The organism is Actinokineospora guangxiensis, from assembly GCF_042657845.1.
GTDB lineage: Bacteria > Actinomycetota > Actinomycetes > Mycobacteriales > Pseudonocardiaceae > Actinokineospora > Actinokineospora guangxiensis.
Window position 1 is genome coordinate 530,190 of sequence record NZ_JBHSKF010000001.1, and the last position, 25,548, is coordinate 555,737.

Annotated in this window: 25 protein-coding genes; 18 read left to right on the top strand and 7 right to left on the bottom strand. The window is 73.9% G+C overall.

Features of this window, described 5'->3' with window-relative positions:
• Window positions 1–24: 24 nt before the first annotated feature.
• From ACFPM7_RS02435 to ACFPM7_RS02445, 3 genes are all read left to right on the top strand, one after another.
• Complete coding sequence (locus ACFPM7_RS02435; RefSeq protein WP_378243255.1) at window positions 25–1,899, top strand: helix-turn-helix domain-containing protein; 1,875 nt, start codon at window positions 25–27, stop codon at window positions 1,897–1,899.
• Window positions 1,900–1,918: 19 nt separating this feature from the next.
• A complete protein-coding gene (locus ACFPM7_RS02440) occupies window positions 1,919–3,073 on the top strand; it encodes a CapA family protein (RefSeq protein ID WP_378243257.1) in 1,155 nt (384 codons plus the stop codon).
• A 146-nt stretch (window positions 3,074–3,219) separates the two neighbouring features.
• Window positions 3,220–5,466 carry a HelD family protein gene (locus tag ACFPM7_RS02445; protein ID WP_378243827.1) on the top strand — a complete coding sequence of 749 codons (2,247 nt, stop codon included), beginning with the start codon at window positions 3,220–3,222 and terminating at the stop codon, window positions 5,464–5,466.
• A gap of 11 nt (window positions 5,467–5,477) precedes the next feature.
• Here ACFPM7_RS02445 and ACFPM7_RS02450 read toward each other — a convergent pair whose 3' ends face one another.
• The gene (locus tag ACFPM7_RS02450) at window positions 5,478–5,933 is read right to left on the bottom strand and encodes a carboxypeptidase regulatory-like domain-containing protein (protein WP_378243259.1); all 456 of its coding nucleotides are present in this window, start codon (window positions 5,931–5,933) and stop codon (window positions 5,478–5,480) included.
• The gene (locus tag ACFPM7_RS02455) at window positions 5,930–6,535 is read right to left on the bottom strand and encodes an RNA polymerase sigma factor (RefSeq protein WP_378243261.1); all 606 of its coding nucleotides are present in this window, start codon (window positions 6,533–6,535) and stop codon (window positions 5,930–5,932) included. Before ACFPM7_RS02455 ends, ACFPM7_RS02450 begins: the two co-directional genes overlap by 4 nt.
• Before the next feature lie 315 nt (window positions 6,536–6,850).
• On the opposite strand from ACFPM7_RS02455, the gene ACFPM7_RS02460 reads away from it, so the two are divergent.
• The 4 genes from ACFPM7_RS02460 to ACFPM7_RS02475 all read left to right on the top strand — a co-directional run bounded on the left by ACFPM7_RS02460 (window position 6,851) and on the right by ACFPM7_RS02475 (window position 10,651).
• Window positions 6,851–7,393 carry a YbaK/EbsC family protein gene (locus ACFPM7_RS02460; protein ID WP_378243263.1) on the top strand — a complete coding sequence of 181 codons (543 nt, stop codon included), beginning with the start codon at window positions 6,851–6,853 and terminating at the stop codon, window positions 7,391–7,393.
• A gap of 25 nt (window positions 7,394–7,418) precedes the next feature.
• The gene (locus ACFPM7_RS02465) at window positions 7,419–8,147 is read left to right on the top strand and encodes a maleylpyruvate isomerase family mycothiol-dependent enzyme (RefSeq protein ID WP_378243265.1); all 729 of its coding nucleotides are present in this window, start codon (window positions 7,419–7,421) and stop codon (window positions 8,145–8,147) included.
• Between the two features lie 60 nt (window positions 8,148–8,207).
• Entirely contained in the window at window positions 8,208–9,080 is an 873-nt protein-coding gene (gene purU / locus ACFPM7_RS02470; protein ID WP_378243267.1) for a formyltetrahydrofolate deformylase, read from the top strand.
• Window positions 9,081–9,487: 407 nt separating this feature from the next.
• Window positions 9,488–10,651: an acyl-CoA dehydrogenase family protein gene (locus ACFPM7_RS02475; RefSeq protein ID WP_378243270.1), complete on the top strand. Its 1,164-nt coding sequence runs from the start codon at window positions 9,488–9,490 to the stop codon at window positions 10,649–10,651.
• Between the two features lie 35 nt (window positions 10,652–10,686).
• Here ACFPM7_RS02475 and ACFPM7_RS02480 read toward each other — a convergent pair whose 3' ends face one another.
• Window positions 10,687–11,100: an SRPBCC family protein gene (locus tag ACFPM7_RS02480; RefSeq protein WP_378243272.1), complete on the bottom strand. Its 414-nt coding sequence runs from the start codon at window positions 11,098–11,100 to the stop codon at window positions 10,687–10,689.
• A gap of 23 nt (window positions 11,101–11,123) precedes the next feature.
• On the opposite strand from ACFPM7_RS02480, the gene ACFPM7_RS02485 reads away from it, so the two are divergent.
• Entirely contained in the window at window positions 11,124–12,236 is a 1,113-nt protein-coding gene (locus ACFPM7_RS02485; protein WP_378243274.1) for an LOG family protein, read from the top strand.
• Here the strand turns inward: ACFPM7_RS02485 and ACFPM7_RS02490 are convergent.
• The 3 genes from ACFPM7_RS02490 to ACFPM7_RS02500 all read right to left on the bottom strand — a co-directional run bounded on the left by ACFPM7_RS02490 (window position 12,219) and on the right by ACFPM7_RS02500 (window position 14,316).
• Window positions 12,219–12,911: a response regulator gene (locus ACFPM7_RS02490; RefSeq protein WP_378243276.1), complete on the bottom strand. Its 693-nt coding sequence runs from the start codon at window positions 12,909–12,911 to the stop codon at window positions 12,219–12,221. The two genes, ACFPM7_RS02485 and ACFPM7_RS02490, sit on opposite strands and share 18 nt — an antisense overlap.
• 122 nt (window positions 12,912–13,033) lie before the next feature.
• On the bottom strand, window positions 13,034–13,819 hold the full coding sequence (locus tag ACFPM7_RS02495; RefSeq protein WP_378243278.1) for a class I SAM-dependent methyltransferase: 786 nt from the start codon (window positions 13,817–13,819) through the stop codon (window positions 13,034–13,036).
• Entirely contained in the window at window positions 13,819–14,316 is a 498-nt protein-coding gene (locus tag ACFPM7_RS02500) for a DUF2505 domain-containing protein (protein WP_378243280.1), read from the bottom strand. Before ACFPM7_RS02500 ends, ACFPM7_RS02495 begins: the two co-directional genes overlap by 1 nt.
• 25 nt (window positions 14,317–14,341) lie before the next feature.
• On the opposite strand from ACFPM7_RS02500, the gene ACFPM7_RS02505 reads away from it, so the two are divergent.
• Window positions 14,342–15,445, top strand: a complete 1,104-nt coding sequence (locus ACFPM7_RS02505) for a UDP-N-acetylmuramate dehydrogenase (RefSeq protein WP_378243282.1) — start codon at window positions 14,342–14,344, stop codon at window positions 15,443–15,445.
• 137 nt (window positions 15,446–15,582) lie between these two features.
• Here ACFPM7_RS02505 and ACFPM7_RS02510 read toward each other — a convergent pair whose 3' ends face one another.
• Window positions 15,583–16,314 carry an SDR family NAD(P)-dependent oxidoreductase gene (locus ACFPM7_RS02510; RefSeq protein WP_378243284.1) on the bottom strand — a complete coding sequence of 244 codons (732 nt, stop codon included), beginning with the start codon at window positions 16,312–16,314 and terminating at the stop codon, window positions 15,583–15,585.
• Between the two features lie 82 nt (window positions 16,315–16,396).
• Here ACFPM7_RS02510 and ACFPM7_RS02515 point away from each other — a divergent pair, with 82 nt between their 5' ends.
• The 9 genes from ACFPM7_RS02515 to ACFPM7_RS02555 all read left to right on the top strand — a co-directional run bounded on the left by ACFPM7_RS02515 (window position 16,397) and on the right by ACFPM7_RS02555 (window position 25,484).
• Window positions 16,397–17,554, top strand: coding sequence for a L,D-transpeptidase (locus ACFPM7_RS02515; RefSeq protein ID WP_378243286.1), 1,158 nt, complete (start codon window positions 16,397–16,399; stop codon window positions 17,552–17,554).
• 40 nt (window positions 17,555–17,594) lie between these two features.
• Complete coding sequence (locus ACFPM7_RS02520) at window positions 17,595–18,149, top strand: hypothetical protein (RefSeq protein ID WP_378243288.1); 555 nt, start codon at window positions 17,595–17,597, stop codon at window positions 18,147–18,149.
• A 134-nt stretch (window positions 18,150–18,283) separates the two neighbouring features.
• The gene (mshA, locus tag ACFPM7_RS02525) at window positions 18,284–19,567 is read left to right on the top strand and encodes a D-inositol-3-phosphate glycosyltransferase (protein ID WP_378243290.1); all 1,284 of its coding nucleotides are present in this window, start codon (window positions 18,284–18,286) and stop codon (window positions 19,565–19,567) included.
• Window positions 19,564–20,061, top strand: a complete 498-nt coding sequence (locus ACFPM7_RS02530; protein ID WP_378243292.1) for a type III secretion system chaperone family protein — start codon at window positions 19,564–19,566, stop codon at window positions 20,059–20,061. Before mshA ends, ACFPM7_RS02530 begins: the two co-directional genes overlap by 4 nt.
• Before the next feature lie 45 nt (window positions 20,062–20,106).
• Window positions 20,107–21,054 (top strand): DUF4349 domain-containing protein, encoded by a 948-nt coding sequence (locus ACFPM7_RS02535; protein ID WP_378243294.1) that lies wholly within the window; start codon window positions 20,107–20,109, stop codon window positions 21,052–21,054.
• A 638-nt stretch (window positions 21,055–21,692) separates the two neighbouring features.
• Window positions 21,693–22,439 (top strand): phosphoglyceromutase, encoded by a 747-nt coding sequence (locus ACFPM7_RS02540; RefSeq protein WP_378243296.1) that lies wholly within the window; start codon window positions 21,693–21,695, stop codon window positions 22,437–22,439.
• A 170-nt stretch (window positions 22,440–22,609) separates the two neighbouring features.
• Entirely contained in the window at window positions 22,610–23,869 is a 1,260-nt protein-coding gene (locus ACFPM7_RS02545) for a sensor histidine kinase (protein ID WP_378243298.1), read from the top strand.
• Window positions 23,866–24,552, top strand: coding sequence for a response regulator (locus tag ACFPM7_RS02550; protein WP_378243300.1), 687 nt, complete (start codon window positions 23,866–23,868; stop codon window positions 24,550–24,552). The genes ACFPM7_RS02545 and ACFPM7_RS02550 overlap by 4 nt, the downstream gene beginning before the upstream one ends.
• Window positions 24,552–25,484: a Ppx/GppA family phosphatase gene (locus ACFPM7_RS02555; RefSeq protein ID WP_378243302.1), complete on the top strand. Its 933-nt coding sequence runs from the start codon at window positions 24,552–24,554 to the stop codon at window positions 25,482–25,484. Before ACFPM7_RS02550 ends, ACFPM7_RS02555 begins: the two co-directional genes overlap by 1 nt.
• The last annotated feature ends 64 nt before the right edge of the window (window positions 25,485–25,548 follow it).

Consider the following 25,548-nt stretch of genomic DNA (forward strand, 5'->3'; position numbering starts at 1 on the left):
CGCCGACCGCCCGCCGGTGCGACGATGACCCGTGTGACGCCGACCCCGCCCACCGCCGACCCGGTCAGCGGGCTGCTCGCCCTGCTGGCCGACGGCGCGGGCCGGGAGCGGCTCGCCCAGGTCGCGGTCTCCGCGCGGGCGGCCGGGCTGGCGGGCGCGGCGCTCGCCGAGCTGGAGCGGGCCACCGAGGACGCGCTGCGGGTGCGCGCCACGGTGGCCGCCCACCAGCGGCGCGAGGCCGAGCTGGCGGCCCTGTTCGACACCGCCAGCGACCTCGCGCAGCTGCGCGACACCGACGCGGTGCTGCGCTCGATCGTGCACCGGGCGCGGATGCTGCTCAACGTCGACGTCTCGTACCTGAGCATGAACGACGAGCGCATCGGCCAGACCTACATGCGGGTCACCGACGGGTCGGTCTCGGCGCTGTTCCAGCAGGTCACCCTCGGCATGGGCGAAGGGCTCGGCGGCCTGGTCGCGCAGACGGCGCTGCCGTACGCCACCCGCGACTACTTCGCCGACGAGCGGTTCCTGCACACCTCGCCCATCGACTCATCCGTGCGCGAGGAGGGCCTGCGGGCGATCCTCGGCGTGCCGCTGTCGCTGGGCGCGAAGGTGATCGGGGTGCTCTACGCCGCCGACCGCACCCCGCGCGAGTTCGCCGCCGAGGAGGTGGCGCTGCTCAGCTCGCTGGCCGACCACGCCGCGATCGCCATCGACAACGCGCACCTGCTGGACGAGACCCGCCAGGCCCTCGCCGACCGCAACGCCGCCCACGAGACGATCAGCGCCCACAACGCGGCGATGCGCCGCGCCGAGGAGGCGCACGACCGGCTGATGGACCTGGTGCTGCGCGGCGGCGACCTGCCGTCGGTGGCGGCCGCGGTCGCCACCGTGCTGCACGGCGGGATCGCCGCCTTCGACGCCGACGGCGCGCTGCTGGCCTCGGCCGGGGAGTGCGCGGCGCCCTCGGCCGAGGCGGTCGCCGCCGCCCGGCGCACCGGCCGCGCGGTGGCCACCGGCGACTCGTGGGTGTGCGCGGTGCTGGCCGGACCGGAGCCGCTGGGCAGCCTCGTGCTCACCGGCCGCCCCGAGCTGGACGACGCCGACCGGCGGCTGTTCGAGCGCGCGGGCGTGGTGACCGCCCTGCTGCTCCTGCTGCGCCGCTCGGTCGCCGCCGCCGAGGACGAGGTGCGCGGCGAGCTGCTGACCGACCTGCTCACCGCCCCCGAGCGCAACCCGGCGGCGCTGGTCGACCGCGGCAGGCGGGTCGGGGTCGACCTGACCGCCCCGCACGCGGTTCTCGTGGCCACCGCCGACCACCTCTCCCGGCGGCGGCTCGCGCTGGCCGCCGCCCGCTTCGGGGTGCTGGCCGGGGTGCACGCCGAGCAGGTGGTCGTGCTCGCCACGGCCGCCCGGCCCGGCGCGCTGGCCGCCAGGATGGCCGCCGAGCTGGGCGGCGACGGCCCGGTGACGGTCGGGGCCGCGGGGCCTGCGATCGGCCCGACCGGGCTGGCCGAGGCCTACACCGCCGCCGCCCGCTGCGCCCGGTCGCTGATCGCCCTCGGCCGCGCCGGGCACGGCGGCTCGGCCGAGGACCTCGGCTTCGTCGGCCTGCTGCTCGGCGACGGCGCGGACCTGTCGGGCTACGTGCGCGCCACCCTCGGCCCGGTCCTGGACTACGACGAGCGCCGCGGCACCGACCTGGTCCGCACGCTGGAGGCGTACTTCGCCTGCGGCACCAACCTGACCCGAGCCAAGGACGTGCTGCACGTCCACGTCAACACCGTGGTCCAGCGGCTGGAGCGCGTCGGCGCGCTGCTGGGCGCGGACTGGCAGGAGCCGGAGCGCTCGCTGCAGATCCACCTGGCGCTGCAGGTGCACCGGCTCCGGGACCGCTAGCGCTGGGTAGGGTGCGCGCGTGCGTCGTCTCCTGGGGGTCGTCTTCGTCGTCGGTGCCGTGGCGGGGTGCTCCTCGCCCGTGCCGGGGCTGCCCGCGCCCGCCAGCGGCGCCGGGCCCAGCGCGGCGCCCGCTCCGGCGACGACCACCGCGACCACCGCGACCGCCGCGCCCGCCGCGGCGGGGTTCACCGTCATCGCGGGCGGCGACGTGCTCATCCACCCCGCGCTGACCGAACAGGCCGAGTCCGACGGCGGGTCCGGGCGCGACTACGCGCCGCTGCTCGCGGGCATCCGCCCCGCCGTCGAGGGCGCCGACCTGGCCGTCTGCCACCTTGAGGTGCCGCTGGCCGGGGCCGACGGGCCGTTCGCGGGCTATCCGCGCTTCATCGCCCCGCCCGAGGTCGCCACCGGGCTCGCCGAGACCGGCTACGACGTCTGCACCACCGCCTCCAACCACACCATGGACCACGGCGAGCAGGGCGCGCTGAGCACGCTCGACGCGCTGGAGGCCGCGGGCCTGGCCTACACCGGCTCGGCGCGCGACCGCGAGGACGCCGAGACCCCGCTGGTGCTCGACGTGCCCGGCGCGAAGGTCGGCTGGCTGTCGCACACCTTCGCCTTCAACAGCGGCACCGAGCGGCCCAGCGGCAAGCCGTGGATGTCCAACGTCATCGACGTCGGCGAGATCATCGCCGAGGCCGAAGCCGCGCGGGAGGCGGGCGCGGACGTTGTGGTCGCCAGCCTGCACTGGGGCGTCGAGGGCAGCCACGAGGCCACCGCCGAACAGCGCGACATCGCCGAGCGGCTGCTCGGCGACCCCGCCGTCGACCTGATCATCGGCCACCACGCGCACGTGGTGCAGCCCTTCGAGAAGGTCAACGGCAAGTGGGTCACCTACGGCCTCGGCAACCAGGTCGCCCGGCACGCCGAGCCGAAGGGCACCACCGAGGAGGGCGCGCTGGCCCGGTTCCGCTTCGTGGAGCAGGACGGGGCGTGGACGGTGAGCGAGGCCGAGTACCTGCCGACGCTGGTCGACCTCGGCCCGCCGATCCGGCTGCTCGACCTCACCGAGACCGGCGAGGGCGCGCGGGCGGCCGAGGCGATCGCGCGCACCGAGGAGATCGTGACCAGCCTCGGGGCCGACGCCGACGGGCTCACCCGCCCCGGGGCCTGAGAACCGCGGTATTCAGCGCGTATATTGGTGTTCGTCTGCGCAGAAAAAAAGGCCGCCTCGAAAGGCGGCCGGGAAACTGTGGACATAATAACGTCGTTGGAGGGCGTTTGTCAAACGAAATCGGTGTGGAGCAGGAATACCTGACCATGCTCTACGCGCACCTCGACCAGCTGCGGGCCGACGCCGACGAGCGCCTCGCCCGCACGCTGCGCGAGGTCAGCAGCCTGCCGCAGGCCATGTCGCTGCGCGACGCGACCGTCGCGGAGCTGAGCGCCCAACGCGCCCAATACGACGCCGTCGAGAACGGCCTCTGCTTCGGCAGGCTCGATTTCTCCCGTGACGCCGCGGCCGACACCACGATCTACATCGGCCGCATGGGCCTATTCGACAGGGACAACGACTACGAGCCCTTGCAGCTCGATTGGCGCGCGCCCGCCGCCCGCCCGTTCTACCTCGCCACCGCCGCCTCGCCGCAGGGCGTGCGCAGGCGCCGCCACATCCGCACGAGCATGCGCAAGGTCACCTCGATCGACGACGAGAACCTCGACATCTCCACCACCCGCGACGCCGCCACCGACGACGGCCTCGCCCTCGGCGCGGCGGGGGAGACGGCGCTGCTGGCCGCGCTCAACGCCACCCGCCAGGGCGTCATGCGCGACATCGTGGAGACCATCCAGGCCGAGCAGGACGAGGTCATCCGCTCCGCGCTCACCGGCGTGCTGGTCGTGCAGGGCGGGCCGGGGACGGGCAAGACGGCCGTCGCCCTGCACCGCGCCGCCTTCCTGCTCTACACCCACCGCGAGCTGCTGGCCCGCCGCGGCGTGCTGATCGTCGGGCCGAACGCGACCTTCCTCAAGTACATCGGCCAGGTCCTGCCGTCCCTCGGCGAGACCGGCGTGCTCCTGCAGACCGTCGGCGACCTGTTCCCCGGCGTGACCGCGACCGGCCTGGAATCGCAGGAGGCCGCCGAGGTGAAGGGGCGCGTGGAGATGGTCGAGGTGCTGCGCCGCGCCGTCGGCGACCGCCAGGTCGTGCCGGAGGAGCCGCTGGTCATCGAGGTCGAGCGGGTGGAGATGACGCTCACCCCGGCCGAGATCGCCGCCGCCGGTGACCGGGCCAGGCGCTCCGGCAGGCTGCACAACCACGCCCGCGAGGTCTTCGAGCGCGAGATCGTGGAGACCCTCACCCGCCAGGAGGCCCAGCGCCTCGGCGCGGAGTTCCTCGACGCGTGCGACCTCGCCGACATACGCCGCGAGCTGGCCGCCGACGACGAGGTGCGGGCCGCCGTCGCCGAGCTGTGGCCGACGCTCACCCCGCAGCGCCTGCTCACCGACCTCTACGCCGACGACGACCGGCTCGCCGCCGCCATGCCCGAGCACCCCCAGGCCGAGCGCGCCCTGCTGCGCCGCGCACCGGAGCAGCCGTGGACCCCGGCCGACGCCCCGCTGCTGGACGAGGCCGCCGAACTCCTCGGCGTCGACGACCGCGCCGAGCGCGCCCGCGCCGCCCAGCGGCAGCGCGACGCGGAGAACTACGCCCAGGGCGTCCTCGACATCCTCCAACTGGAGGACGAGGCCGACCCGGACATCCTGCTCGCCCACGACCTCATCGACGCGGGCAGGCTGGCCGAGCGCCAGGAGGACACCGACCACCGCACCGCGGCCGAGCGCGCCGCCGCCGACCGCGACTGGACCTTCGGCCACGTCATCGTGGACGAGGCCCAGGAACTCTCGGCGATGGCCTGGCGGGTCCTCATGCGCCGCTGCCCGGCCCGCTCGATGACCCTGGTCGGCGACGTCGCCCAGACCGGCGCCCTGGCCGGGGCCGACGCGTGGGCCGACGTGCTCACCCCGTACGTCGCCGACCGCTGGCGCCGCGCGGAGCTGACCGTCAACTACCGCACGCCCGCCGAGATCATGGCCGTCGCCACCGAGGTGCTCACCCGCGTCGGCGCGCCGGTCGAGCCCCCGACATCGGTTCGCGAGAGCGGGCACGTCCCCTGGTCGCGCCGCACGACCGAACTCGCCGCAGCGGCGGCTGGTGAAGCGGCCCGCGACCGGGAGGGCACGCTGGCGGTGCTCGTCCCCCAGCGCCTGGCCGACGACGTGGGCGCCGCTGTCCTGGGCGCGGTCCCGGACGCCGCCGTCGGCGAGCGCCCCGACCTGGAGAGCCGCGTCGCGGTGCTGACGGTCCGCCAGGCCAAGGGCCTGGAGTTCGACGAGGTCCTGCTGGTCGAGCCCGCCGCCGTGGTCGCCGAGTCCGCCCGCGGCCTCAACGACCTCTACGTGGCGCTGACCAGGGCCACCCAGCGCCTCGGCGTCCTGCACACCGAGGACCTGCCCTTCGAGCTGGGCCCGAGTCCCCAGAGGACGGTCCAGAGCACGCAGGTCTAGAGCACGCAGGTCTAGAGCACGACGGTCGGGGTCACGACGGCGCGGCCGCCGCTGAGGCGGACCAGTATCTGGGTGGTGCCGCGCGGGACCTCGGTGAGCACGAAGCGCCCGCCCTCGTCCGCCGTCGTCGTGGTGCTGCCGTGGTCGGCGACGCGGACCTCGACGGCGTGCTCGCCCGCGGGGACCAGCCAGCCGTCGATGCGGTGGGACTCCCCGGTGCGGGTCACGTTGACCATCACGGTCAGGTCGCCGACGAAGAAGGTGATGGTCCCGGGGCCGCCGCCCCGGACGCCGACCAGTTCGCGCTGGTCGAGCCAGGCGGCGACCTCGGCGTCGATGTCGGTGATCGCGACGGCGAACTGGGCGCGCTCCACCAGGCCCGCGGGCACCGGGTCGATGTGGTCGACGAGGTGGGCGACCTGGTCGAGCCAGTACTGCTGCTCGGCGGGTTCCATGTCGTTCCTCATCTCGCCCCATCCCCATCGTCGTACAGGCCGCGCAGGTGCTTGAGGCACCGGCCGCGGGTCGGGCCGATGCTGCCGTGCGGCATGCCGAGGGCCGCCGCGACCTCGCGGTACTCGGCGCGCCCGGCCAGCACGGTCAGCCGCAGCAGCGTCTGGCACCGCTCGGTGAGCTTGGTGAAGGCCTTCCACAGCGTGCGGTCGCGTTCGCCGTCGATCGCCAGGGCCTCGGGCAGCGGGTCGCCGCTGGGCACCTGCTCGGCGTACTCGGGCAGCAGCTCGGTCTGCGCGGCCATCCGCTGGCGGGTGCGGCTGGACTCGCGGCGGGTCGTGGTGATGAGCCAGCTGGCCAGCGCCCTGGGCTCGGCCAGCCGCTCGACGTGGCGCAGCAGCGCCAGCCACACGGTCTGCACGACGTCCTCCGCGGTGCCGTGGTCCAGGCCCGCGCCTCTGGCGACGTGCCAGACCAACGGCGTCAGGTCGGCGATCAGCACGTCCAGCGCGCGCCGGTCGCCCGCGCGCGCGGCTTCCAGGCACGCCGCGTGCCGCTCCGATCCCGCCAGCCCCTCCCAGGGCGGATTCGTCCCCACCGTGTGGAGCTCGGTCACCGCTCCCACCCCTGCTTCCTTGATCCGGGGTCCTGTGCTCGTTGGCCACAGGCCGCATCGCGCGCTCAGGCGGCGGGGTCCGCGCCGCGCCACCCGCCCACCGGGGCCGATGATGCCGCGAACCCGGCGAACCTCCGGCGTCCCCCGCCCGGGCCGGGCCCGACGAGCGCGGACCGGCCCGCTCGGGGCTCGGGGCTCGCGGTTCATCGTGGCCTCCACGGTGACGGTACTGTCGCTCTCCGGACAACTCAAAGAGCCGCCACCGCCGTGCTGGATACATTTGCCTGCGGACAACTTCGTGTGACGGGGGCTGTAGTGACCTGGACCATCGCCGGAACCCTGGACGTGCTGGCCGCCGGTGAGCACCCCGAGCTGCTCGCCGAGCCGGTCGCCAAGGCGCTGGCCGCCCTGCCCGCCGCGCGGGTGGGCGTTGCCGCGATCGACCCCGCCCTGGCCGACACCGCCGAGTTCTGCGCCGCCTACGGCTCGCCGCTGTCGGCCTCGGCGAACTGCGTGGTGGTGGCGGGCAAGCGCGGCGGCGAGGAGCGGCTGGCGGCCTGCCTGGTGCTGGCGACCACCCGCGCCGACGTCAACGGCGTGGTGCGGCGCAGGCTGGACGTGCGCAAGGCGTCGTTCGCGCCGATGGACCACGCCGTGGCGCTCACCGGCATGGCCTACGGCGGCATCACCCCGGTCGGGCTGCCCGAGGGCTGGCCGATCCTCGTCGACGCCGCCGTGGCCGCCGCGCCGGAGCTGGTCATCGGCAGCGGCGTGCGGGGCAGCAAGCTGCTCATCCCCGGCGACGTGCTGGCCGCGCTGCCCGGCGCCGAGGTGGTGGAGGGCTTGGGCCGCGGGTGATCGCGCGGCCCACTAGGGTCGGCGTGTGAACCACGTCTCCCTCCTAGAGCAGATCCCGGTCCACACCGCCGCGCTGCGCGCCGACGCCGTCCACGCTGGACCGGACGCGCCCACGCCCACCTGCCCCGGGTGGGCGGTCCGCGACCTCGTCGCGCACGTCGCCGAGAGCACCGCGTGGATCGAGAAGGCGCTGGCGCTGCCCGCCGACGCCGCCGCCCCCGACCCGCCCGCCGTCCCCGCGGGCTGGGACGAGCTGCTGTCCTGGTGGGACGAGCGCGCCGCGGCCGTGGCCGCCGCCCTGGCCTCGGCCGACCCGGCGGCCCGGGTGTGGTCGTTCGTGCCGGTGCCCGACGTCGACGTCGCCTGGTACGCGCGCAGGATCGCCCACGAGACCGCGATCCACGCCCTCGACGCCGCCCACGCCGCTGGCCGGGACGTCCCCCCGCTGCTGTTCGACACCGCCTTCGCCGCCGACGGCGTGGACGAGCTGCTGGCGATCATCCCGCCCGCCCCCGCCCCGACGGCGGGAACGGTCCTGCTGCACGCCGCCGACGCGGGCCGCGCCTGGCTGCTCACCCTCTCCACCGACGCGCCCGTGGCCGTGGACACCAGCCCGGACGAGCCGGACGGCCTCGACGCCGACGCGCGCGTGGTCGGCACGGCCGACGCGGTCTACCGGGCGGTGTGGGGGCGACCGAGTCACGCGATTGTCAGTGGCGACCCGGCGCTGGTGAGTACGATCAAGACCTTCTGACCGCCACAGCGCCGTGGCCCGCAGAGCCGTCGAAAAGCCTTGAACAGCCGGGAGTGCGCGGTGTCGTCCAAAGAGCGTCGCTATGTCATCAGGCTGGGCTGCCCGGACCGCACCGGCATCGTGGCCGAGATCGCGACCTTCCTCAGCGAGGCGGGCGGCTGGATCGTGGAGGCGGACTACCACTCCGACCCCGACACCAACTGGTTCTTCACCCGCCAGGTCGTGCGCGCGGAATCGCTGCCCTACGACGTGCACGAGCTGTGCCGCCGCTTCGTGGAGGTCACCCGCCGCCTCGGCGGGCGCGTCGAGTGGGACATCGTCGACACCGGGGCCAAGCCGCGCGTGGTCATCCTGGTGACCAAGGACGGCCACTGCCTCTACGACCTGCTCGGCCGCGTGCACAGCGGCGAGCTGGAGATCGACGTCAAGGCCGTCATCGGCAACCACACCGACCTCGCGCCGATCACCCGCGCGCACGGCATCCCCTTCCACCACGTGCCGTTCCCCATCGACCCCGACGGCAAGGCCGCCGCGTTCGGGCAGCTGCGCCAGCTGGTCGACGCCGCCAACCCGGACGCGGTCGTGCTGGCCCGCTTCATGCAGGTGCTGCCGACGGAGCTGTGCGCGGAGTGGGCGGGCCGCGCGCTCAACATCCACCACAGCTTCCTGCCCTCGTTCGTCGGCGCGCGGCCGTACCACCAGGCCCACAAGCGCGGGGTGAAGCTGATCGGCGCCACCTGCCACTATGTGACCGCCGAGCTGGACGCGGGCCCGATCGTGGAGCAGGACGTCATCCGGGTCGACCACAACGACTCGGTGGCCGACATGGTGCGCAAAGGGCGCGACATCGAGAAGGTCGTCCTGGCCAGGGGGCTGCGCTGGCACCTGGAGCGCCGCGTCCTCGTGCACGGCAACAAGACCGTCATTTTCTGATTTATTCGTTTGCCGCGCCCGGTGAATGCCGGGCATCCTTGCGCCATGTTCACCGATACCCGCACCGACCCGCGAAAGGCCATTCCGACCGTCTTCCCGGCCAGGGAGGACCGTGAGTGGTCCTGCGCACTGGCCCCTGCGGCCTGTGCGGGCTGACCGGCGCTTCCGAGTGTCGACACTCCTTCCGCGGTGACTGCGGAAATACCGATCCACTGATCCGGGAAACGTGCCGAGGATCATGCCGGGCTGATCCGGCCGTCGTCATCGAGCGGCGGCCGGATCGGCCATTTCCGTATTTCACGGGAAATCCCCGGAATTCCCTGGCACTTCTGTGACATGTCACCCGCATCCGGCCACCGTTGTGGCAGGGTCGGTCCTGCCTGGGGACGTCGGGAGGGGTGGGCGTGGTGGATGCTGTCCGGACGAGGGTCGACCTGCTGGGAGCGGCCGCGGACCTGGTCCCGCTCCTCCAGGCCAACGCGCTGCGCGCCGCGCGCGAGGGGCGGGTGCCCGAGGACGTGCTGGCGGCCCTGCGCGAGGCCGGGCTGCTGCGGATGCTGCGGCCCGCCCGCTTCGGCGGGCACGAGGTCGACATGGTCACCAAGTCGGCTGTGCTGGCCGAGCTGGCGAAGGGCTGCGGGGCCACCTCGTGGGTCGCGGTCATCCACAACGACGCGGACTTCCTGCTCGGCCGCCTTCCCGACCACCTCCAGGAGCTGGTCTTCGCCGACCCCGGCGCACGGACCACCGCCACGCTGAACCCCATGGGCACCGCCGAGCGCTCCGCGGGGGGATATGTCGTCACCGCCCGCTGGCCGTTCAACACCGGTTCGCTGGGCGCGGACTGGGCCGTGCAGCCGACCCTGCGCGACGGCGAGCCGGTCTGGGCGCTGATCCCGTACTCCGACCTGGTCGTCGAGGACGACTGGGACGTCACCGGGATGCGGGCCAGCGCCAGCAACACCGTCCGGGCCGAGGGGGTGTTCGTGCCCGAGGACCGCGTCGTGCCGCAGTGGGACGTGCTCGGCGCGACCCATCTGAGCGAGCGCAACGCGGGAAACCGGCTCTACGGCATCCCGCTGCTCATGCAGCTGATCACCGGCGGGCCCGCGCCGTTCACCGGGATGGCCGCGACCGCCCTGCGCCTGGCGCGCGAGCAGTTGGGCGACAAGCCGATCTCCTACACCGCCTACCAGTCCCGCCGTGACGCGCCGATCACCCACCACCAGATCGCCGAGGCCGCACTGCTCATCGAGGGCGCCGACGCCCTGGCCCACGCGGCGTCCGAGCTGATCGACCGGTGCTCGGTGGACGGGGTCTACGGGCCGGAGGACAAGCCGAGGGTGTGGGGGCTGGTCAGCTTCGCCACCCGGCAGTACACGCAGGCCGCCGACATCCTCCGGTCGATGGCGGGCGGCGCGGGCCTGCGCTCGGGGACGGCGCTGAGCCTGGCCCTGCGCGACACGCAGGCGCTGTCGGCGCACGCGGCGATGATGCCCGCGACCGGCATGGAGCACTACGGCCGCGCGCTGTGCGGCCTGGAGCCGACCTTCCCGCCGCTGTTCGCCTAGGCCGTGTCTCACGCACCCCACATCTGGAACACGGGCTAGGGCTGTCGGGCCAGTTCGGCGGCGAAGGCCGTCAGCAGCCCGGAGAGCGCCAGCCGCAGCCGGGGCGGGGAGGCGACCCGCTGCACGAGCCCGCGCAGGCCGTTGGCGCCGTCGCGGGCGACGGTCAAGCGCACGCTGGTGAGCGTGTCGGCGCCGTCGGTCGTCCAGGTGAAGGCCAGGCTGGAGTGGCGGTCGGCCTCGACCACGGTGGCCGGACCGCGCGTGCTCACCGCCAGCTCGGCGCGGTGGCCGAGGAAGGTGACCGCGACCAGGCCGGGGGTGGCGCGGTAGTCGGCGAAGTCCGGGGCGGCCAGGCGGGCGCGCACCCCGGAGTAGTCCACGACGGCCGCCCGCACCCGGTCGACGGGCAGCGGGATCAGGCGTTCGGCGAAAGCGTGCAGCTGGTTCATGGTCGGGCCCTAGGCTACTCAGCGTGCGTGAGGAGTATGCCGACGTCGACGCCGTGCGGGCGCACCGCGACCGCGGCGCCGACCTGCGCGGCGCCGTGCTGATCGGCCTGGACCTGACCGACCCCGACGACGACCGCCTGCTGCGCACGCCCCTGGACGGCGCGCTGCTGCTGGGCTGCGCGCTGACCCCGGAGACGGCGCGCCGGGCGCAGGCGGGTGGCGCGCTGCTGTTCCCGTCGGTGCCCGACCTGCCGTACGAGGTGTACCGCGCCCGGCTGTACACCCCGGCCGAGCTGTTCGCCGGGTTCGACCCCGCCCGCCCCGAGTCCTATGCCGACACCCCGGACGCGCGGATCTACCAGCACACCAGGGTCCAGACCCTGGACCCGCTGCACGCCATCGCCGAGCGCCTGCACGACCACAGCATCACCGCCGCGCTGGAGGACGTCCTCACCGGCCACCCGGTCGCGGTGATGGGCGGGCACGCCCTGGTCCGCGACTCGGCGGGCTACCGCACCGCCGTCGAGCTGGGCCGGGCGCTGGGCCGGGCGGGCTTCACCGTGCTGACCGGTGGCGGCCCCGGCGCGATGGAGGCGGTCCCCCTGGGCGCGCGCCTGGCCGACGCCGACCCGGCCGAGGCCCTGTCGGTCCTCGCCGCCGCGCCCCGCTTCGCCGCGGGCGCCGACGCCACCGTCGAGATCGGACAGTGGCTGGCCGCGGGCCTGGCCGTCGACCTGCCCGCCGCGGCCACTCCCCGCACGATCGGCATCCCGACCTGGTTCTACGGCCACGAGCCGCCGAACCCGTTCTGCGAGCTGCACGCCAAGTACTTCGCCAACTCCGTGCGCGAGGACGGCCTGCTCACCGTCGCCACCGGCGGCATCGTCTACACCCCGGGCAGCGCGGGCACGGTCCAGGAAGTCTTCCAGGACTACACCCAGAACCACTACGGCGTCCCGGCCCCCATGGTCTTCCTCGGCTCCCGCTTCTGGACCGAGGAGGTCCCCGCCGCGACCCTGGTCCGCGGCCTGGCCAAGGACCGCGCCGCCGCTGAGTGGATCACCGTCACCGACGACGTCGACGAGGCGGTCGCGGTGCTGAAGACCTACGCGCGGTCGCTACCCGAGCAGGCCTGAGCGCTGGGCCAGCACCGCCGCCGTCACCCGGTTGGCGCAGCCGGTGGCCGCCAGGATCTCCGAGACGTACCCCCGGACGGTGGACTCCGAGAGCCGCAGGTCCTCGGCGATCTCGGCGTTGCTGCGGCCCGCGCCGATCAGCCGCAGCACGTCGCGCAGGCGGTTGGACAGGCGGGCGACCTGGCTGGAGGCGCCGATGCGGTCGAGGTGGTGGGTGGCGAGGTGGCCCATCAGCTCCTTGGTCAGGGCCGGGTCCAGCACCGAGTCGCCGCGGGCGGCCAGGCGCACGGCGCGCACCAGCTCGGTGGGGTCGGTGTGCTTGAGCAGGAAGCCGGTGGCGCCCAGGTTGAGCGCGGTGGCCACCGCCTCGTCGGCGTGGAAGGTGGTCAGCACGACCACGGCCGGGCGCTTGTGGGCGCGGCGCAGCTCGCGCAGGGTGTCCAGGCCGTCCATGCCGGGCATGCGCAGGTCCAGCAGCAGCACGTCGGGGGACTGGGTGCGGACGAGCTCCAGCGCGCCCGCGCCGTCGGCGGCCTCGGCGACGACCTCGATCTCCGGGGCCGAGGCGAGGATGCGGGTGACGAAGGTGCGCGCCATCGGCTCGTCGTCGACCACGCCCACCCGAACCGGGGCGAGCGGCGGCTCAACGAGGGTGGCGTCGGTCTGAGTGCTCACGAGTGCAATCCGACCGGACAGCGCCGGAGTGGACAACCCTCCGAAGGTATGGGCGTTGGACATCCGCACATCCCACGTCCACCTCGCCAGTGATCAGCAGATGGCGGTCGGACCGGCTGCGGTCAGCTCTCCAGCGGCGCGACGCTGCTCCAGGGCAGCGTGACCTCGCCCAGCCGCCAGCGCTTGCGGCCGTTGAGCACCGGCAGGCCCCGCGCCAGCTCGGCGACGGCCTCCACCCAGCGCGCCCTCGGCCCGAACGGGGCGAACGGGGCGGCGTTGTCCCAGCAGGCGTCCAAAGCGGACAGCAGGGCGTGGACGCGCTCGCCGGGCACGTTGCGGTGGATGAGCGCCTTCGGCAGGCGCTCGGCGAGGTCGGAGGGGCGCTCGATGTCGGCGGGCAAACACGACAGGGTGATCGTCTGAGGCCCGTCCGCGGTGAGCGCGACCCACCAGCAGCGGCGGCCGATCTCGTCGCAGGTGCCCTCGACCAGCAGCCCGCCGGGGGCCAGCCGCGCGCACATCGTCTCCCACGCCGCCAGCGCCTCGGCCTCGGTGTACTGGCGCAGGACGTTGAACGCGCGCACCAGGTCCGGGCGCAGCCCGGCCAGCTCGAACCCGCCGCGCCGGAAGACCAGCCGCGGCGGGTCCTCGGCGGCCTTGGCCGCGGCCACCCGCTCGGGATCGATCTCCAGGCCGACGACCCGCGCGCCGGGCAGCCGCGCGGCGAGTTCGACGGTCGTGACCGGGGTCGCGCCGTAGCCGAGGTCCACGACCAGCGCGTGCGGCGGCAGCGGCAGGGCCGCGATCCAGCGGTCGGAGCGGCGCAGCCGGTTCGGGTTGGTGGTGCCGCGGGTGGGGCAGCCCAGCGCGCGGGCCCGGCCCGCGGCCAGCCGGGGGGTCCGGGCCATCAGCGCGCGGCGAGCCAGTCCGCCGTGAAGGCCGCCTCGGCGGCCAGCAGCCGGGTGACCTGCTCGGCGATCACGCCCTCGATCTTGCCGCCGATCAGCGGCACCTTGACCCGCACCTCGCCCTCGGTGCGCCACGAGCAGCCCGATGCGGTGTCGCGCAGCCCGTAGGTGCCGGTGATCTCCCCGGGCACCCCGCCGACGCGGGCGGTGGTGGTGCCGGTGAACCCCGAGCCCTCCGGCGTCCACGTCTCGGTGCGCTCGACCACGAGGTCGCCGCGCAGCACGGACTTGGCGATCGGGGGCAGGTGCTCGGCGGGCACGGTCTGCCGGAGCCGGTAGGTCACCGTCCCGCCCGCCTCGGAGTGCGCCACCAGGGCGGCGCCGGGCCCGCCGATGGCGGCGAGGCGGTCGGTCAGGTACTCGGTGCTCACCAGCGCCGCGTGGACGCGGGACGCGGGCGCGTCGAGGTCGGCGCGGTGCTCGATGCGGCTGGCCATGTGCGGGAGGTTACCGTTGCGTCCCGTGACCAGCCTTCCCCTCGGCCTCCCCACCGGTCTGGACCAGCGCACCGGGGTCCCGCTCAGCGGCTACACCACCCTGCGCCTTGGCGGCCCGGCCGCCCGCTTCGTGGCCGCGGCCAGCGCGGAGGAGCTGGTCGCGGCGATCCGCGCCGTCGACGCGGCGGGCGAGGCGCTGCTGGTGGTCGGCGGCGGCTCCAACCTGGTGGTCGGCGACCTGGGCTTCGACGGCACCGCGGTCCGCGTCGAGCACCGCGGCAGCAAGATCGACACCGCCGAGCCGGGCCGGGTCCGGCTGACCGTCGAGGCGGGCGAGGACTGGGACACCGTCGTCGCGGGCACCGTCGAGGCGGGCCTCGGCGGCCTGGAGTGCCTCTCCGGCATCCCCGGCCTGGTCGGCGCGACCCCGGTGCAGAACGTCGGCGCGTACGGCGTCGAGGTCTCGCAGGTCCTGGAGTCCGTCGACGTCTTCGACCGCGACGCGGGCGACGTGCGCACCCTGCGGGTGGACGAACTCGGCCTGGACTACCGCACCAGCGTCCTCAAGGGCAACGACCGCGTCGTGGTCCTGCGCGCCCGCTTCGTCCTCACCGACGACGGCCAGTCCGCTCCCGTCCGCTACACCGAGCTGGCCCGCGCCCTCGGCGTCCGCCAGGACCAGCGCGTCCCGGTCGCCGACGCCCGCGAGGCCGTGCTGGCCCTGCGCCGCGGCAAGGGCATGGTCCTCGACCCGACCGACCACGACACCTGGTCGGCGGGCTCGTTCTTCACCAACCCGGTCATCCCCGCCGAGCGCGTCGCCGCCGTCCTGGCCACGGTCTCCGAGCGGGTGGGCCCCGAGGTCTCCGTCCCCTGCTACCCGGCCGGGCCGAACGCCTCGAAGCTCTCCGCGGCCTGGCTGATCGAGCGCGCGGGCTTCACCAAGGGCCACCCCGGCCCCGGCGCCCGAGCGGCCCTGTCCACCAAGCACACCCTCGCCCTGACCAACCGCGGCGACGCCACCACCGCCGACCTCCTGGCCCTCGCCGCCGAAGTCCGCACCGGCGTCCTCACCACCTTCGGCATCCAGCTCGACGCCGAACCGGTCCTGGTCAACTGCACGATCTAGCCGACCGCTCCCGACCGACCCCGGTCGGCCGAGCAGGGCACCCGTACCCCCCGGCCGCCGACCTGTCCACACCCCGCCACTCGACGTGGAAACCCCCACCACCAGCCGGATAACCTGGCGGCGGGGGGCCGGATGTCCTACTCCCGGTGCGCCCGGCTCGCCGACGCCTGGGCGCGCGGCTTCATGACGATCTGGTCCAGGTTCACGTGCGCGGGCCGGGTGGCCGCGAAGGCGATGACGTCGGCGACGTCGTCGGCCGTCAGCGGCGTGATGCCCCGGTAGACCGCGTCCGCGCGCTCGGCGTCGCCGTCGAAGCGGTTGACCGAGAAGTCGGTCTCCACCATGCCCGGCAGGACCTCGGTGAAGCGCACCGGCTGGCCGAGGTGCTCGCCGCGCAGGGTGCGGTGCAGGGCCGACTGGGCGTGCTTGGCGGCGGTGTAGCCCGAGCCGCCGTCATAGACCTCGTAGGCGGCGATGGAGGTCACGGTCACCACGTGCCCGTCGCCGGACTTGATCAGCTTGGGCAGGAACGCCCTGGTGACGCGCAGGGTGCCGAGCACGTTCGCGTCGTACATCCAGCGCCAGCGCTCCTCGTCGGCGTCGGCGACCTTGTCCAGACCACGTGCGCCCCCGGCGTTGTTGACGAGGACGTGGCACTCTGGAACGCGGTCGGCGAACGCCTCGACCGAGGCGGGATCGGTCACGTCCAGCGGGATCGCGGTGCCACCCACGGCCGCGGCCACCTCGGCCAGCGGTTCGGCGCGGCGGGCGCCGAGGACGACGGCGAACCCGGCGGCGGCGAGGTGGCGGGCGGTCGCGGCGCCGATGCCCGCGCTCGCCCCGGTCACGACTGCGGTGCGCTTGTTCACACCGGAGATCCTGCCGCAACCCGCACGGGGGCCGAGCCGTCCTGCGGTCAGCGACACACGTTTCTTGGAGGTCGGAATCCGCATGCCACGTCAGAAGGTGATCGCCGCCCTGGTCCTGGTGCTGGCCCTGGTCTCGGCCTGCACGTCGGAGACGGGCGGCCAGGCGAGTCCGCCCGCCGCCGACGAGCGCCCCCCGGTCGCGAAGCTGACGGCAGCCCCAGCCGACAAGGCCACCGGCGTCCCGGTCAAGGACCCGATCACGATCACCGTCACCGAGGGAGCGCTGGACTCCGTCGAGCTGGCCAACGCCACGGGCAAGGCCGTCGAGGGGGAGATCGCTGAGGACAAGGCCAGCTGGAGCGCCACCGAGCCGCTGGGCTACGGCAAGGAGTACAGCTACACGGCCACGGCGACCGGCACCGACGGCAAGGTGGTCGAGCTGGCGGGCTCGTTCACCACGGTCGCGCCGAAGAGCACCCCGCGGGCGACGATCAACCCGGTCGACGACGCCGTGGTGGGCGTGGGCATGCCGATCAGCGTGAAGTTCCCCGAGGGCCCGGTGACGGACAAGGCCGCGGTGGAGAAGGCGCTCAAGGTCGAGACCTCCGGCGACGTCGAGGGCTCGTGGGCGTGGCTGCACGACCGCCAGGTCGACTGGCGGCCCAAGGAGTACTGGCCCGCCAACACCGAGGTCAAGGTCACCGCGAACCTCTACGGCGTGGCCTACGGCGGCGGCGCGTACGGCAAGGCCGACCTGACCACGGAGTTCAGCATCGGCCGCAACCAGGTCGTCAAGATCCACACGCCGGACCACCGGATGGACGTCTACCGCGACGGCAAGAAGGTCAAGAGCTACCCGGCCAGCAACGGCCGGGACTCCGACCCGAACCTCAACACCCCCAACGGCACCATGATCGTCATGGCGAAGGAGAAGGTCGGCAACTTCTCCAACCCGCGCTACGGCTACACCGACGTGGAGAAGCTGTGGGCGGTGCGCTTCTCCAACCACGGCGAGTTCATCCACGAGAACGAGGAGAACCGCTCCAACATCGGCAAGGCCAACACCTCCCACGGCTGCGTCAACCTGTTCGAGGCCGACGCCAAGCACTACTTCGACAGCGCGATCATCGGCGACCCGGTCGAGGTCAGCGGCTCCAGGGCCGACATGCCCACGACCTCCGACGTCAACGACTGGCTGTTCTCCTGGGCCCAGTGGCAGTCGATGTCGGCCCTCAACTGAGCGGTAGGTTGCCCGCTGTAGTCGACCCGGGGGGACCAGCATGACCGGACCGCAGTGGCAGGGGCAGCAGGGCCCGTACGGCCCGCCGCCGCACGGGCAGCCCTACGGCCCGCCCCCGCCGTACGGGCAGCCGCCGTACGGCTACCCGCCGAAGAAGAGCAACGCCGGGCTGATCGTGGCCCTGGTGGCGGGGTCGGTGCTGCTGGTCGGCGGCGCGGTGGCGGCGGTGATGCTGCTCTCGGTCAGCCCGCCGAGCGCCCCGCCGCCGCCCCGCGCGCCCGCGGTCCAGGGCACCCCGCCGGGCAGCGACGCGGTGCCGCCGCAGGACCGGGAGGCCGCCCGCGGGCACGCCGAGAAGTACGTCGCCGCCATCAACGCCGGGGACGCCGCCGCCGCGACCGAGCTGTCCTGCGGCCAGACGAAGCCGGGGATGGTCTACGACTACGGCGTGGAGTGGGGCCCGGCGACGCTGGTGCCCGAGCCGGGCAAGGTCGGCGGCGTGAACGTGGTGTTCAACCTGGAGTTCGCCGCCGGTCACCCCAGCTCGATCGACGTCGTCCGGGAGCGGGCCGGGGGACCGTGGTGCGTGCGCTGAACCCCGGCGCGGGTGTGACATAGAGCACTGAACAACCGGCTTGTCCGCGGCGCGGGGAAGATTCCCGGGAAGGCCGGACGTTGCACCCCGAGGCGGGCCGCGTCCCGGCGGCCGACGGGAAGGGGTGTTCCCACGTGGGTGCAGCGCAGTCGCGCCGGCCGCGGCGCGTGGCGGTGCTGTCGGTGCACACGTCGCCGCTGGAGCAGCCCGGAACCGGGGACGCCGGCGGCATGAACGTCTACATCGCCGAGACGGCGACCCGCATGGCCCGCCGCGGCACCGCGGTCGAGGTGTTCACCCGCGCCACGTCCTCGGACCTGCCGCCGGTCGCCGAGCTGGCCCCCGGCGTGCTGGTCCGGCACATCGCCGCCGGACCCTTCGAGCCGATGGAGCGCGCCGAGCTGCCTGGACAGCTGTGCGCGTTCACCGCGGGCGTGCTGCGCACCGAGGCCCGCCGCGAACCCGGCTTCTACGACATCATCCACTCCCACTACTGGCTCTCCGGGCAGGTCGGCTGGCTGGCCCGCGACCGCTGGGGCGTGCCGCTGGTGCACACCGCGCACACCCTGGCCAAGGTCAAGAACGCCGCCCTGGCCGACGGCGACGCCCCCGAGCCGCGCGGGCGGGTCATCGGCGAGCAGCAGGTGGTCGACGAGGCCGACCGGCTCATCGCCAACACCGATGTCGAGGCCCGTCAGCTCATCGCCCTCTACGACGCCGCCCCCGACCGGGTCGACACCGTCGCCCCCGGCGTCGACCTCGACCGCTTCCGCCCCGGCGACCGCGCCGCCGACCGGGCCGGGCTCGGCCTGCCCGCCGACGCGCTCGTGTTCGCCTTCGTGGGCCGCATCCAGCCGCTCAAGGCCCCGGACGTGCTGCTGCGCGCCGCCGCCGAACTGCTGGAGCGCGGCGCGGTCGCGCGGGAGAAGCTGCTCGTGCTGGTCGTCGGCGGGCCATCGGGCAGCGGGCTGGAGCAGCCCACGGCGCTGCGCGAGCTGGCCGCGCGGCTGGGGATCACCGACCGGGTCCGCTTCCTGCCGCCGCAGGGCGGTGACGCGCTGGCCTCGGTCTACCGCGCCGCCGACGTCGTCGCCGTGCCCAGCCACAACGAGAGCTTCGGCCTGGTGGCCGTGGAGGCGCAGGCCTGCGGGACGCCGGTCGTCGCCGCCGCCGTCGGCGGGCTCCCGATCGCGGTCGACCACGGCGGCTCCGGCCTGCTCGTCGACGGCCACCGCAGCGGCGACTGGGCCGCCGCGCTGGCCGCCGCCGCCCGCGTCCGGCCGGTCCTGGCCCGCGGCGCGGTCCGCCACGCCCGCCAGTTCTCCTGGGACCGCACCACCGACGCACTGCTGGGCGCCTACACCGAGGCCGACCGCGCGCTGCGGCGCACGCTCGCGCGTGCTGAGGTGGCGGTGTGACCGACCTCGACGCGCTCATCCGCTCCGCGCTCGCCGAACGGGAGCTGGCCTACGACAGCCCGGAGCCCGGCCGCTACCTGGTGACCCTGCCGGGCACCCGCAAGCAGCAGACCAACTGCTGGCTGATCCTCGGCAAGCACGCGCTGCTGGTGGAGGCGTTCGTGTGCAGGCGGCCGGACGAGGCGCACGAGGACGTCTACCGCTTCCTGCTGCGCCGCAACGCCAAGCTCTACGGGGTCGCCTACACCGTGGACGAGGTCGGCGACATCCACCTGGTGGGCCGCACGGCGCTGCCCTCGGTGACCGCTGAGGAGCTGGACCGGCTGCTCGGGCAGGTCCTGGAGGCCGCCGACGGCGATTTCAACACGCTGCTGGAGATCGGCTTCGCCACCGCGATCCGCCGCGAATACGACTGGCGGGTCTCGCGCGGGGAGTCGCTGGCCAACCTCAAGGCGTTCGAGCACCTGATGAAGCCGACCGAGTCCGAGTCGTAACCGGCAACTGGCAACGCCGGGGCGCGCGGCCTCCGTCTGGTGTCCATGAACACCAAACGGCTGTTATCCGTGCTGCTGCTCGCCGCGATCGGGACGGCGGGGTGCACGTCGTCATCGGACTCGGCGGGCTCGTCGGGGGAGTACGCCGTCGCGCCCGCGCCCGCCCAGGACTCCGGCGGCGCCGCCGCCGACCGCGAGGCCGCCGCGCCCGCTCAGGCCGCCCCCACCCAGGCCGCCCCGCCCGCCGAGGCCAAGGCCGCCCAGGTCAGCCAGCCCGGCGTCGAGCGCTCGCTGATCCGCACGGCGTCGCTGTCGATGACCGTGCCCACCGGGGACGCGACGATCGCCGACGCCGTGTTCGACGCGCGGGCGATCGTCTCCGGCGCGGGCGGCTACACCGGCGACCAGGACGTCGAGCGCACCCGCGCCACGATGACCCTGCACGTGCCCTCCGACCAGCTCGACCGCGTGGTGGACGAGCTGACGAAGATCGGCAAGGTGGTCAGCAGCACGCAGACCGCCGAGGACGTCACCGAGCAGCTGGTGGACGTCGACAGCCGGGTCAAGACCCAGCGGGCCAGCCTCGACCGGGTGCGCGCACTGCTCGCGAAGGCCGTCGACATCGACGAGATCGTGCGCATCGAGGCCGAGGTGACCCGCCGGGAGGCGGACCTGGAGTCCCTGCTCAAGCGGCGCGAGACGCTGTCGGGGCAGGTGGCGGTCTCGACGGTCACGCTGACGTTCCGGCAGTCCGGGGACGTGGCCGCGCCGCCGGTGCGCGAGGACGAGGGGCTGGGGGCGGCGTTCAAGGACGGGTGGTCGGCGTTCACCGGGTTCGTGGGGTCGGTGGCCGAGTCACTGGCGCGGCTGCTGCCGTTCCTGGTGCTGCTGGGGATCGCCGCCGTCGTCGCCTGGGTGCGGTGGGTTCGGCCCGCGCGGCAGCGTCGGCGGGTGGTGCCCGTGGTGGGGCGTGAGGTTCCGCAGGAGGGCTGAGGCGCGGGGGTGCGGTGGGGACGCGCCGGAGGTTGGACGTCCGGCCCCCGCCGCCAGGTTGTCCGGGCGTGGAGTGGGGGTTCCCCGTCTGCTTGGGGGCTGTGGACAACGTGTGGGTGGCCCGGAGGCAGGGGGCGGGAGGCGCGGGGCGGTTCTGCGAGGGGGAGTCGCGGCGTGAACCGCCCCGCGGCGTTCCCGGCCGGGTGCTGCGGGGCGGGGGGCACCGCGCAGGTTCCGGGCGGGCTGTGCGGTCCGGCAGGGGAGTCGAACCGCACTCGCTCGCCTGCCGGGCCAGGGAGTGCGTGGGAGCTGGCCCGGTTGGCTGCGGCCCAACTTGTCAGACGGGCGACAACTGCACAAGGCCGCTGATTACCCCAAACGGGAAAATAGCTCTCCGTAGGTAACTATTTGATCTCGAAACGAGACCTGTGCACAACTGTGGGTCGGGTCGATCGTTCCGGGGACGGTCGTTAGCCACACGAAAGAGTGACGCCGAGTGGGGGCGAGTGCGGTGCCCGGGGCCATTCGGCGCATCGCGGGCCGGTGGACGGGCCGCGCGGGCCGCCTGTCCAGCGGGAGTGGCGTTCGCCACGGTCGCACTAGGTAGCGCCCGGGCTGGATCTGGCAGGCTGCGCGGCATGGGAATCGGAACCCTGGTGCTGCTCCGCCACGGCGAGAGCACGTGGAACGCGAAGAACCTGTTCACCGGGTGGGTGGACGTGCCGCTCTCGGACAAGGGGGTGGGCGAGGCCATCCGCGGCGGCGAGCTGCTCAAGGAAGCCGGCGTCCTGCCGGACCTCGTGCACACCTCGCTGCAGCGGCGGGCCATATCCACCGCCTACTACGCCCTCGACGCGGCCGATCGGCACTGGATTCCGGTCAAGCGGGACTGGCGGCTCAACGAGCGCCACTACGGCGCGCTGCAGGGCAAGAACAAGAAGGAGACCCTGGAGGCCTTCGGCGAGGAGCAGTTCATGCTCTGGCGCCGCTCCTACGACACCCCGCCGCCGCCGATCGAGGCCGACAGCGAGTTCTCCCAGGCCGGGGACCCGCGCTACGCCCACCTCGGCGCCGAGCTGCCCGCCACCGAGTGCCTCAAGGACGTCGTCGCCCGGCTCATCCCGTACTGGGAGACCGAGGTCGTGCCCGACCTGAAGGCGGGCAGGACCGTCCTGCTCGCCGCGCACGGCAACTCGCTGCGCGCGCTGGTCAAGCACCTCGACGGCGTCTCCGACGAGGCCATCAGCGGGCTGAACATCCCCACCGGCATCCCGCTGCGCTACGACCTCGACGACGATCTCAGGCCCACGACGCCGGGCGGGCAGTACCTCGACCCCGACGCCGCCTCGGCCGCCATCAGCGCGGTCGCCAACCAGGGTCGCTGAACCGGGTGACGGGAACGGCCGCCTCGGTGGCCGTTCCCGTCCAATCTGGTCACCACCGGGTGAACGAGACCTGTCCTGCGGGGGAACAAGTGACCCGCAGGTGTCACCACGGTCACTGAACCGCGTCTTGGGCTGGTCCAACCCCCATCCCCCCTGCTTACGATCCCCCTGTGACCGCACCGGTCTGTGCAGCCCTGTCGATCGGCGCCCTGCTGATCGGCCTCGTCGCCGGCTCCGCCATCGCCCGCAAGCGGGCGGCCACGCCCCGCAGACCGACCGGACCCACCGTGTCGGAGCTGCTCGGGCGCATCGTGGCCGCCAGCCGCACCGGCGTGGTGGTGCTCAACCACTTCGGCGATGTCGTCATCCACAACCCGCGCGCCGAGGATCTCGGCGTCGTGCGGTCTAACCAGGCCGACCCGAGGGCCCGCAAGGCCGCCGAGGTCGTCCGGGAGACCGGCGAGCCGCTGGAGGTGGACCTCTCGCCGCTGGAGTCGCGCGGCGGGCGCGCCCCCGAGGCGGTGCTCGGCGAGGTCCGGCCGCTCGGTGACGGGTTCACCGTCGTGGAGATCGACGACCAGTCCGACGCGGTGCGCCTGGAGGCCACCCGGCGCGACTTCGTCGCCAATGTCAGCCACGAGCTCAAGACCCCGGTCGGCGCCATGGCGCTGCTCGCCGAGGCCGTGCTCGACGCCACCGACGACCCCGTCGAGGTGCGCCGGTTCACCACCAAGGTCCTGCACGAGGCCAACCGCCTCGGCAAGCTCGTCACCGAGCTGATCGCGCTGTCGCGGCTGCAGGGCGCCGAGCGCCTGCCCGAGATGCACGCCGTGGACGTCGACGCCGTCGTGGACGAGGCCCTGGGCCGCGCCCGGCTGGCCATGGACTCCACCGGCATCGACGTGGCCACCGACACCGACTCCGGGCTGCTGGTCGACGGCGACCGCACGCTGCTGGTGACCGCGCTGTCCAACCTGCTCGACAACGCGCTGGCCTACTCCCCGCCGGGCAGCCCGGTGTCGGTGAGCAGGCGGCTGGCCGACGGGTTCGTGGAGATCGCCGTCACCGACCGCGGCATCGGCATCGCCGAGGACGAGCAGCAGCGGGTGTTCGAGCGCTTCTACCGCCTCGACAAGGCCCGCTCGCGGGCCACCGGCGGCACCGGGCTCGGCCTGGCCATCGTCAAGCACGTCGCGGCCAACCACGGCGGCGAGGTGGCGCTGTGGAGCAAGCCGGGCCTCGGCTCGACGTTCACGCTGCGCATCCCCGCCCACCCGAGCACCCCCGAGAAGGCCCGCGCCGAGGCCCGCGTCCAGCAGGCCGCGCCGCCCGAGCGGGCCGCGCACCCCGCAGAACCCGTCCGCGCCGGGGCCAGTGCCCCGGCCGGGCCCGACGACCCCGCAGGTCATGACCATGGAGGACCGGAATGACGAGAGTGCTCATCGTCGAAGACGAGGAGTCCTTCGCCGACCCGCTGGCCTTCCTGCTGCGCAAGGAGGGCTTCACCGCCGCGGTCGCGGTGACCGGCCAGCAGGCGCTGGAGGAGTTCGACCGCAACGGCGCCGACATCGTGCTGCTCGACCTCATGCTGCCCGGCATGAGCGGCACCGACGTGTGCAAGGCGCTGCGCCAGCGCTCCACCGTGCCGGTGATCATGGTCACCGCCCGCGACAGCGAGATCGACAAGGTGGTCGGCCTCGAACTCGGCGCCGACGACTACGTGACCAAGCCCTACTCCGCCCGCGAGCTGATCGCCCGCGTGCGCGCGGTGCTGCGCCGCGGCGGGGAGGCCGCGGGCGACGAGCTGCTGCCGCAGGTCCTGGCGGCGGGCCCGGTCCGGATGGACGTCGAGCGGCACGTGGTGACCGTCGACGGCGGCGAGGTCGCGCTCCCGCTCAAGGAGTTCGACCTGCTGGAGTACCTGCTGCGCAACGTCGGCCGGGTGCTGACCCGCGGCCAGCTCATCGACCGGGTGTGGGGCGCGGACTACGTCGGGGACACCAAGACCCTCGACGTGCACGTCAAGCGCCTGCGCTCGAAGGTCGAGCCGGACCCCGCCGCGCCGCGCCACCTTGTGACCGTGCGGGGACTTGGCTATAAGTTCGAGAGTTGATGCGCCTAGGAGTTCTCGACGTCGGTTCCAACACCGTCCACCTGCTCGTCGTGGACGCCCATCGGGGCGCCCACCCCACGCCCGCGCGCTCGGAGAAGACCGTGCTGCGGCTGGCCGAGCGGATCACCAAGTCCGGCGAGCTGTCCAAGGTCGGCGCGGACGACCTCGTCCGCGCCGTCGCGGCGGCGAAGGCCTCGGCCAAGGCCCTCGGGTGCGCGGAGATGATGGCGTTCGCCACATCCGCGGTGCGCGAGGCGTCGAACTCCGCGGCCGTGCTGGCCAGGGTGGCCGCCGAGACCGGGGTCGAGCTGAAGGTCCTCTCCGGGGAGGATGAGGCCCGGCTGACCTTCCTCGCCGCCCGCCGCTGGTACGGGTGGTCGGCGGGCAACCTGCTCGTGCTCGACATCGGCGGCGGCTCGCTGGAGCTGGCGATGGGGATGGACGAGGACCCCGACGTCGCGCTGTCGGTGCAGGTCGGGGCGGGCCGGGTCACCAGGACCCGGTTCACCGCCGACCCGCCGCCGCGCGGGGAGATCGAGGAGACCGTCGAGTGGCTGGCCGAGCAGCTGGCCCCGGTGGCCAAGAAGCTGGCCAAGCTGCGCCCGCCGGACCGCGCGGTCGCCACGTCCAAGACCTTCCGCATGCTCGCCCGGCTGACCGGGGCGGCGCCGTCCTCGGCCGGGCCGAGGGCGCGGCGCGTGCTGACCGACTCCGGGCTGCGCCAGCTGCTCGCCTTCGTCTCCCGCATGTCGGCCGCTGACCTGGCCGAACTTGAAGGCGTGAGCCAGTCACGGGCCCACCAGCTGGTCGCGGGGGCGCTTGTGGCACAGGCCACTATGCGAGCGTTGTCACTCACCGAGTTGGAGATCGGGCCGTGGGCGCTGCGCGAAGGCGTCATCCTGAGGCGGCTGGACCAGACGAACGGCGGGTAGCACACTGTCGTCCCGACATCAGCGGTGAAGTAGACGACACCGCTGCCCGCGCGTGGCCGCCCGT

Coding starts and splice junctions, on each gene's coding strand:
- ACFPM7_RS02435 (WP_378243255.1), top strand. CDS start 25: ATGACCCGTGTGACGCCGACCCCGCCCACCGCCGACCCGGTCAGCGGG.
- ACFPM7_RS02445 (WP_378243827.1), top strand. CDS start 3,220: ATGCTCTACGCGCACCTCGACCAGCTGCGGGCCGACGCCGACGAGCGC.
- ACFPM7_RS02450 (WP_378243259.1), bottom strand. CDS start 5,933: ATGAGGAACGACATGGAACCCGCCGAGCAGCAGTACTGGCTCGACCAG.
- ACFPM7_RS02480 (WP_378243272.1), bottom strand. CDS start 11,100: ATGAACCAGCTGCACGCTTTCGCCGAACGCCTGATCCCGCTGCCCGTC.
- ACFPM7_RS02495 (WP_378243278.1), bottom strand. CDS start 13,819: ATGGCCCGGACCCCCCGGCTGGCCGCGGGCCGGGCCCGCGCGCTGGGC.
- ACFPM7_RS02500 (WP_378243280.1), bottom strand. CDS start 14,316: ATGGCCAGCCGCATCGAGCACCGCGCCGACCTCGACGCGCCCGCGTCC.
- ACFPM7_RS02515 (WP_378243286.1), top strand. CDS start 16,397: ATGCCACGTCAGAAGGTGATCGCCGCCCTGGTCCTGGTGCTGGCCCTG.
- ACFPM7_RS02520 (WP_378243288.1), top strand. CDS start 17,595: ATGACCGGACCGCAGTGGCAGGGGCAGCAGGGCCCGTACGGCCCGCCG.
- ACFPM7_RS02535 (WP_378243294.1), top strand. CDS start 20,107: ATGAACACCAAACGGCTGTTATCCGTGCTGCTGCTCGCCGCGATCGGG.
- ACFPM7_RS02540 (WP_378243296.1), top strand. CDS start 21,693: ATGGGAATCGGAACCCTGGTGCTGCTCCGCCACGGCGAGAGCACGTGG.
- ACFPM7_RS02550 (WP_378243300.1), top strand. CDS start 23,866: ATGACGAGAGTGCTCATCGTCGAAGACGAGGAGTCCTTCGCCGACCCG.
- ACFPM7_RS02555 (WP_378243302.1), top strand. CDS start 24,552: ATGCGCCTAGGAGTTCTCGACGTCGGTTCCAACACCGTCCACCTGCTC.